The organism is Clostridium sp. CAG:43, assembly GCF_000434655.1.
GTDB classification, from domain to species: Bacteria; Bacillota; Clostridia; order Lachnospirales; family Lachnospiraceae; genus Otoolea; species Otoolea fessa.
The window spans coordinates 37,455-45,916 of record NZ_FR895113.1; the positions used below are offsets into that span (position 1 = coordinate 37,455).

Annotated in this window: 9 protein-coding genes; 8 read left to right on the forward strand and 1 reads right to left on the reverse strand. The window is 50.2% G+C overall.

Annotation, left to right across the window (positions count from 1 at the left end; all coding sequences use genetic code 11):
• The 7 genes from QVO97_RS11255 to QVO97_RS11285 all read left to right on the forward strand — a co-directional run.
• Positions 1-1,837: DUF5702 domain-containing protein (locus QVO97_RS11255; protein ID WP_288189710.1), on the forward strand; the 1,837-nt coding region annotated here is incomplete at its 5' end.
• A 207-nt stretch (positions 1,838-2,044) separates the two neighbouring features.
• The gene (locus tag QVO97_RS11260; protein WP_288189712.1) at positions 2,045-2,884 is read left to right on the forward strand and encodes a hypothetical protein; all 840 of its coding nucleotides are present in this window, start codon (positions 2,045-2,047) and stop codon (positions 2,882-2,884) included.
• Between the two features lie 231 nt (positions 2,885-3,115).
• Positions 3,116-3,493: a hypothetical protein gene (locus tag QVO97_RS11265; RefSeq protein ID WP_288189714.1), complete on the forward strand. Its 378-nt coding sequence runs from the start codon at positions 3,116-3,118 to the stop codon at positions 3,491-3,493.
• Entirely contained in the window at positions 3,406-3,882 is a 477-nt protein-coding gene (locus QVO97_RS11270) for a hypothetical protein (RefSeq protein WP_288189716.1), read from the forward strand. The genes QVO97_RS11265 and QVO97_RS11270 overlap by 88 nt, the downstream gene beginning before the upstream one ends.
• A 13-nt stretch (positions 3,883-3,895) precedes the next feature.
• Positions 3,896-5,518, forward strand: a complete 1,623-nt coding sequence (locus tag QVO97_RS11275; protein ID WP_022360421.1) for a DUF6382 domain-containing protein — start codon at positions 3,896-3,898, stop codon at positions 5,516-5,518.
• A gap of 215 nt (positions 5,519-5,733) precedes the next feature.
• A complete protein-coding gene (locus tag QVO97_RS11280; RefSeq protein WP_022360422.1) occupies positions 5,734-6,156 on the forward strand; it encodes an HIT family protein in 423 nt (140 codons plus the stop codon).
• Between the two features lie 10 nt (positions 6,157-6,166).
• Entirely contained in the window at positions 6,167-6,724 is a 558-nt protein-coding gene (locus QVO97_RS11285) for an RNA polymerase sigma factor (RefSeq protein ID WP_022360423.1), read from the forward strand.
• 100 nt (positions 6,725-6,824) lie between these two features.
• Here the strand turns inward: QVO97_RS11285 and QVO97_RS11290 are convergent, their stop codons facing one another.
• Complete coding sequence (locus QVO97_RS11290) at positions 6,825-7,892, reverse strand: undecaprenyldiphospho-muramoylpentapeptide beta-N-acetylglucosaminyltransferase (RefSeq protein ID WP_022360424.1); 1,068 nt, start codon at positions 7,890-7,892, stop codon at positions 6,825-6,827.
• A gap of 175 nt (positions 7,893-8,067) precedes the next feature.
• Between QVO97_RS11290 and QVO97_RS11295 the strand changes: the two genes are divergently transcribed.
• Positions 8,068-8,462 (forward strand): hypothetical protein (locus tag QVO97_RS11295; RefSeq protein WP_369678424.1); only part of this gene is annotated, 395 nt, incomplete at its 3' end.

The following is an 8,462-nucleotide window of genomic DNA, read 5'->3' on the forward strand; positions in this document are numbered from 1 at the left end:
GGGCGGGCTGTTTGAGTCCGCCCGGGCAGCCGGAAGCGGCTGGTATATGCAGATGGCGCTCAATTCCTCACTGGATTCGCTGATGAGCTGTTATCACCGGGAAATTTGGGATAAATACCGGATTTTTGTGCTGGAATGTGCGGATAAAGAGCGCCTGGCGGCGGAGATGGAGCCGCAGATGGAAACATATCTGGCGGCAGCGCCCTTTTATCCGGTCAGCGGCGGCAAGGTACAGATCGAAGCGATGGATGCGATCACTGGGCATAATGGGGATTTCTTTGCGAAGGAAGTTACCGATTATATGAAAGTGGGTGTCTGGACGCTGGAAAGTGAGGAGTCTGAACTGCCTGAGATGGAAAAACGGATGACGGAAGCAAGGGCGGTTCATGGAATTGCGGAAGGATATCAGGAAAATGGCAGAAAAGTGCTGCGTCTGGAAGAGTCGATCGAGGCGATCGGAGCCTGCCTGCAAAAACAGGAGAAACATCTGGAGGAGATGGAGGCAGCGGTCCGCCAGGCGGATGGAAGCTCGTTCTTTCAATCGGCGGAAAGCTTAGAGAAAGAATTAAAGCAGATTCCGGGGCTGGTTGCGGCGTATGAAAAACAGGCGGACCGGCTTGCGAAAGAATTGCAGGGATCGGAGCAGGGGGCGCAGGAAGCCCAGCCGGATCTGGAAGAAGGCTCCTGGGGCATGGTACAGGAGGAGATGCGGGGGTATCGTTCGTATTTGGATGCGGATGGAGCGCGCCGCCAGGAGGTAAAAAAGACAGAAGAGACGGCTCACGGAAATGAAGAGGTGGTTGCAGAAGCAGTCCGGAAAGGGAAGGAGATACAGGATTATATCGATGATTGGGAGCCTGACGATGAGGACGATGAGCTGGACGAGGAAGCGCTGTGGGCGCCGGTTCTGACGATCACAGCGGGTTTTCAGAAGGATGGACGTTTCCGGGTTCCGGCAGTCCGAGACAAGAAAAAAATGAATGTGCTGGAAGCAGTCAGCCGCCTGTCGGGGACGGATCTGCTGAGTCTTTGTGTGCCGGCGGGAACTGTGATTTCAGAAAACTGGATTTCGACCGCGGCATTTCCGTCGGCATTGTATGCAGGCGGAGAGAGCGGAAAGCGGGGGACAGCTGGGGATGTCTGGACGGCGGGGCTTGAACGGGCTCTTTTAGATGCGTATGCGGCGCATTTTTTTACCCGGTTCGGGCAGGAAAAGACGGGAAGTGTCCATTATGAGCAGGAATATCTTTTACAGGGAAATGCGTCGGAGCGGGAAAATTTAAAACGCACCGTCAATGAACTTCTGGCTGTGCGCGAGGCGGTGAATCTGGCAGCTTTATATGCGGATTCTGAAAAACGGTCGGAGGCGGAAGCATTGGCGCTGGCAATCACGGGGCTGGCGGGAATCACACCGATCACGGCGGCGGCATCCTTCTTTATCATGACAGTCTGGGCGTTTGCAGAGTCGGTGGCAGATGTGAAGGTTCTGCTGGCGGGCGGAAAAATTCCTTTTTTCAAACAGCCGGGGGAGTGGCAGATTTCGCTTTCTGCTCTGACGGAAAAGGGCGCGTCCATCTTTCTGGAAACGGGGACGGATCCTTCATTGAAAAACGGGACAGACGACAGAGGGCTGGACTACCAGGACTGGCTGAAACTCTTTTTCCTGATACAGGGAAAGAGCCGTTTCTGTTACCGGATGATGGATATGATTCAGAACCGCATTTCAGAAAAAGAGCCGGGATTTCGGATGGATCAGTGCCAGTATGGAGTAAGTGTGTCCTATGCGGCACAGGGAACGTTGATACCGCTTCGTAGAACGTCCCAGAAGGAATATTAAACACAATTACAGGGGAGTGGAGGACAGTGTCCTTTTTCAGGAGATGATGCAAGTGAATGTGCCTCTCCAAGTACATAAAGAAAGCCAGTAAAAAAGATGATGACAACTAACCTAACAAAACGAATAAATGAAAGTATCTGTGCGGTCGGGATACCCGTCCTTCGGCGGCATAGAGCCCAAGTAACAAAACGACCCTGGAAAAGGGCATTGTCCTCTGCTTCCCTGTGTGCGAGCCTGACGATTGAGGCGGCGCTTAGTCTGACATTGTTTATGTTTACGGTGATTCTCCTGTCAGTTCCGATGGAAATACTAGATACTCAGAGAAAGGTGCAGACGGTGCTGGAAGTGACGGGGCGGGAACTGGGATGGCAGGTGTATCGGACATCCCATACGGTGCATCCGGCAGAACTGGAGGCGGGAAAAGCGGCAGAGGCAGGAGAAAAGGGAACGGGGGGCTGGTCAGAACTTCCGTCCGGGCTTATCCTGCAGGGATATTTAAAGGAGAAGATTCAGACAGCGGGCGGGAACAAAGTGTCCAATATCCAGTGTGGCGCCAGCCGCGTATCGGAAGATGGAGAATGGATTGACCTGTGCGCCTCCTATCAGGTGCGGCTGCCGTTCTCGGTATTTGCGCTTGACCATGTGACGCTTACTTCCCGGAGCCGGAAGCGGGGATGGATTGGGGCGGAAGGCGGGTATTTCTCAGAGAAAAACGGTTCAGAACCGGAGGGAAAATGGGTCTATGTGGGGCGGGACAGTACGCGCTACCATCTCTCGCCTTCGTGCCATTATATATCGAATCAGATCACCGCGGCTGCGTATGCAGATGTAATTTCGGGGGTGCTTAGAAATAGCGGGGGATGCCGTTATAAGGCTTGCAGATACTGTGGAAAGACGGTGTCGGCGGGAGGTCTGGTGTATATTCTTCCGTCCGGCGAGGTTTACCATGGAAAGCAGGACTGTTCGTCATTGGCATATTATGTGCAGAAGGTGCGGCGATCAGAGGTGGAATATATGGGTGTGTGTTCATACTGTGGAAGTGGATAGGTGCGGATGGCGGAAAGAATCAAGGAGGGGTGAGAGGGCGGAGTGATGGAAAACAGTGCAGGGATAAGGTTCATGGGATTTACGCGGATGGATTTGGAAAGTGCAGTATGTTTCCTCTGTGCGGTTGTTTTTTCCCTTTTTCTGATGGTTTTTTCCTGTCAGGATCTTCATAGAAAACGGATACGCGTAAGCTGGCTATATGGATTTGGAACGGCAGGAATGGCGCTTACAATGATACGGTGTGTGCTGTCGGTTATAAAAGATGGATGGGATTGGAAAAAAGGTGCGTTGCAGATAACGATATGGCTTTTGGGAATGCTGCCGGGGATTTTTTTGTTCTGGATGGAGCGGCAGACGAAAGGTGCGGTCGGACTGGGAGATGGCTGCTTTTTTCTGATCACTGGGTGCTATCTGGGGGGATGGCGGACGCTTGAACTTTTGATGGGAGCTGTATTTGTGAGCAGTCTGGCAGGAGGTGTCTGGATGCTTACGGCACTGCTTGGCGGAAAGGGGAATGGTCTATGGGAGAAAATGCGGAAAAAGAAGCTGCCATTTCTGCCGTGTGTGCTTCCGGTATGGATTTGGATGCTGATAGCATCTCTTGGATGAAGCGGGAGGTTTCTGCCAGTTATACGGTGGAAGCCTCGTTTGTGATGGCGGTTGCATTCTTTTTTATCGCGGCACTGTTAAATGGGGTGTTTGAGGTGCATGGCAGGATTACGGGGCGTTTTGTCCTGCAGGAGGCGATGGAACGGTGCCTGTATCGGGAGGAAAAAACGTTGCGGGGAGATGGAATGACTGTGGGGGAGATAAGCAGCGGAGCTGGACAGCGCCTGCGTGGATTCTTCCGGTGCGGGGATGCAGTTTTGACGATCCGGGAAGATGGGGGAGACTTGGACGGAAGGGTAAAGAGCAGTACAGAGACGGAGATATCCCTGCGCGGACAGGAGCCGGAGCGGGCGATCCGTTTGCTGACAGTGTTGGAAAATGCAGAGTGATGGAGGATACGGGATGGAGATTCGGTATAGCCGGGAAATGAATCATAATTATATGATAATCGAAGCGCCGGAGGAAGAAACGGGCTATGCGGTACAGATGCTGTCGGCGAATGCCATCGAAGGGCTTTTGAAGTTCCGGGTCCGCCAGACGGAGGAGGCGAGAGAATATTATTATGAGATAACGTCGAGACAGCCGCTTAGACGGGTGTTAGAAAAACGGACCTTGTCGGGACAAGAACTCCGGTCGATTCTGCTTGGTGTGCTGGCGGTTCTGAAGCGGGTGGAAGAGTACCTGTTAAAAGAGGAACAGCTTTTGCTGGATCCGGAATATCTGTATCTGGAACCCGATCATTTTACTGTGGAATTATGTCTGGTTCCGGGGCATCGGGAAGAGGCGCCGCAGGCGCTCTCAAAACTGCTGGGGTATCTTCTGGAACGTGCGGATCATCAGGATCGGGAGGCTGTTGTATTAGCTTATAATCTGTACCAAATTAGTCTGCGGGAGAATTACGGAACGGCAGATCTGCTGCGCCAGCTTTCGGGGGAAGATCGGATCTTTTCGGCAGAAAAACGAAACGAGGATGAGAGGGATCCTGAGACGGCGGGAGTGTGGGCGGATCGGCAGGAGTGGCTTGAAGCGGAGCAAAATCGGAGGGATACGTTGGAATCTGGATCTGGGAAAATGGCTTCTGACACTCAAACGCCAGCCAGGAAGGATTGGAAATATAGGCAGGAAGCGTTGTATCAGGAGAAAACGATGAAAAAGAACCTGGAGTCGGTAGAGAACTCAGATGAAGTGGGGGAAAAGTCTGAAAGGGCAGGTGGAAAACAAAAGGGACAATGGCAGAACAGGTGGATAAAGGTACTTGGAAGCGCGGTGGCAGCTGGCATTGTGTATTGGTACGTGACGGGAGAAATGGATGTATGGCTGTATGCAATCAGCGGCGGCATCGGGGGAATCGTGTTTTTGAGGGAGACGTTGGCAGCCCGCAGAAAATGGCAGGTATATGGTGGCAGGAAGAAAAATCGAAGTCAGGGAGAGGATAGAGAGGAAAGCACGGAAGTGGATCAGGCGGATGAAGCTGGACGAGGTGGAAAAAGCAGTCGTGTGCGGAATGGTGAGAGAAAAGTGATCCAGAAAAAGAAAGAACGGTCTGGGATAGAAGGGACTCTATCATATCAAGACTGGCAGCAGACAACGCCTGAAAACCGCTGGCAGGTCTATCCGGAGAGTGAAGAAGCTTATCGGCAGGAACTTCGAAGAGAAGAAGAAGCACAGATAGAGCGGGCGAGAGAAGCGGGAACTACGCTTCTGTCTGCCTCAAAGAATGGGGAAGGAACGGTGCGCTTAGAGCCGGTGGAAGCCGGAGGAACAGTGATTCAGATTTCCTATATTCCATTTACACTTGGAAAACATCCGGGGCTGTCGGACGCATGTATTGACCGTCCGACCGTCAGCCGTCTTCATGCGCGGATCGATCAGAAGGAGGGCGTATACATTCTGACAGATCTCAATTCAACCAATGGAACATCGGTCAATGGCTATCCGCTTCAGGCAAATGAAACAGTCAGTTTGGGGAATGGGGATTCCATTTATTTGGCGGATGTCGGATATAAATTTTGGGAACACCGATAAATTATCTGAAAATATGAAATAATAACCAAAAACACGAAATTGATGTGAATTATTTTGCAAGTACATCAATTTCGCGTTTCTGCAAATTTACATAGAACAAGCCCTGGGGATATGCTATAATAAAGGCACTTGACATGGAAGTTTCAAGCCAAGTGACAAAAGAAAATACCGCTTTTCCAGTGAATGGAGAAGCATAGAGAGAAGGAGAAACCGACATGACAGACAAAGAATGTATTTTTTGTAAGATCGCTGGCGGAGAGATTCCATCCTCAACGGTTTATGAAGATGAAGATTTTCGTGTGATTCTGGATTTAGGACCGGCATCGAAGGGACATGCGCTGATTCTGCCGAAGCAGCATTTCAAAGATTTATGTGAGCTGGATCCGGCGATTGCGGCAAAAGCTCTTCCATTAGCTGGAAAGATTGGTGCGGCGATGAAGAAAGCACTGGGCTGCACGGGGTTCAATGTGGTTCAGAACAATGGCATATCCGCAGGACAGACAGTTTTTCATTTCCATGTACACATTATTCCGAGATATGAAAATGGACCGGATATGGTGACATGGGCGCCAGGAAAAGCAACGCCGGAAGAGCTGGCAGAAATTAGTAGCTCCATCCGCGAAGAACTGACGCGATAGGAGTTTGGATATGCACCATGAGAATGAAAAAATGGCGCTTTTTGAAGCGCTTTACAGAGAGTACCTGGTACCACTGAAGAAATATGCGTATAGAATTGGAGTAGGGTACGATGACATTGAGGATATGGTGCATGAAGCTTTCATTGAATATTACAAGCGCTATTCGTTAGATCTGGATCATAAAGTAAAGTTGGTTTTACTGATCCGCATTTTACGGAGCAAGTGGATCGATAATCGGAGGCAGATGCGGCGCCGCGAGATGCTGCATCTGGAAGATCCGGATGCGGAAGAAGAGATTATGAACCTTCTTTTGGAAGGGGAGATAGGAATTCAGCTTCTGGATCAGGAGGTTATCGATAGGGATATCTATTGGAACGTATGGAAGATTGTCAAATCTATGAAGAAGGACTGGCGGGATGTTTTGATTCTCCGTGTTCTGGAGGGCTTGACGGCGGAAGAAGCCTGTGCGGTTTTGAAAATCAAATCAACGGTATGCTGTACACGTCTTTACAGGGCAAAAGCAGAATTGCAGAAGCGCGTGTTGAGGGAAAAGCTGTTTGATATTTAAAAATCACATCGAAGCAGAGCCGTTTCGAATCTGTCCGATGTGATGATAAGCTTACATATTCAGTGTTTTAGTCTTGTACTATACAAACGTAGCAATGCTACTAACTGCGTGTGCAATCATGAATCAGCCCCATGATGGTTTTGACAGCATTGTTTAAGTGGCTTTCAGACATTTTATCAATGAACTGCTGGCGATTTTTATAGGTCTCTTCGATTGCCTGGCTGAGAGTATCTGCGGTTAAAACTTCTTCTTCCAGAACGGTGCTGAATCCCTGTTTTGCAAAGGAGTTGGCATTTAAGATCTGGTCGCCGCGGCTGGCAGCAGCCGACAGAGGGATCAAAATGTTCGGTTTGCGGAGTGCCAGAATTTCGCAGATGGAATTTGCGCCCGCGCGGGAGATGATCAGATCTGCCGCTGCAAAGAGATGGCGGAGTGGTTTATCCACATACTCATACTGAACATATCCTTCGGTGCCGATGAGAGACTCATCCAGATTGCCTTTTCCGCAGATATGTATTACCTGATAGGTTTTCAGAAGCTGCGGAAGAATGCCGCGGACAGCCTGATTGACCGTGACGGAGCCGAGACTTCCGCCGATGATCAGAATTACTGGGCGATCGGCAGAAAGATGGGCGTACTGGAGTCCCGCCAGACGATCTCCATGCAGAAGCTCTTCACGGATCGGGGAACCGGTCAGAACCGCCTTATCTTCCGGAAGATATTTAAGGGTTTCCGGAAAGTTGCAGCATACCTTGGAAGCGGCTGGAATACAGATTTTATTTGCCAGTCCTGGGGTCATATCGGATTCATGGATGATGACAGGCACTTTATAATGCTTGGCAGCCAGAACGACCGGAACAGCGACAAAACCGCCTTTAGAAAAGACGATATCCGGTTTGTATTTTTTCATAAGCTTGCGAGCCTCAAAGTATCCTTTCAGAACGCGAAGCGGATCTGAAAAATTCTTAAGGTCAAAATAACGGCGCAGTTTTCCAGATGAGATTCCATCGTAAGGGATGCTGGCTGCCTCGATCAGGCGGCGCTCAATGCCGTTATAAGAACCAATATAGTGAATCTCAAAGTCTTCCTCGCGCAGTGCCGGAAGCAGGGCGAGATTCGGTGTAACATGACCTGCAGTACCACCGCCGGTCAGAATGATTTTTTTCATAGTAGTTTCCTCCACACATCAGCCGCTGGTTACGGTGTGAGGGGACAACCATAACCTGAAAACAACTGTTTTTATGCTTTATCATACCCGCAAAGGGTTACATTTAGTATAGTAAACGGAAAAAAAGAAAAGTCAACCTAAAAGTTAGAGGGAGGACAGATAGGAGGGATAAAAAGTGAGCAGAAGCTGGCGCGGGAAAAAAGCTGGAGAAGATGCAGAGCGCCTGCTGCAGGAAGCGTTTGGAGTCAGCGAAGATCAGCTGTTGAAGGATTTTATCCTTGCACAGACGGAAGTAAAAGACAGCGACATACCTCCAGAACCAGAAGACGGCTTTGAGAGGTTGATGGCAAAGTTAGAAGCGGAGGTGGGAACAAGCCCGGAAAGTGAAAAAGAATCATCCAGCGAGAACATTGTCAAACTGCACGAAGAAGTTCGCAAACCACGCCGGTTGAAATCGATTGTGAAAGTCTCTGTAGCTGCCGCCGCTATCGCAGTGATGGTTGTGGCGATGGGAATTTCGGCTGGGGCGAAGAGGGAGTATCGGTATGTGGTGCGGGAAAAAGATAGTGT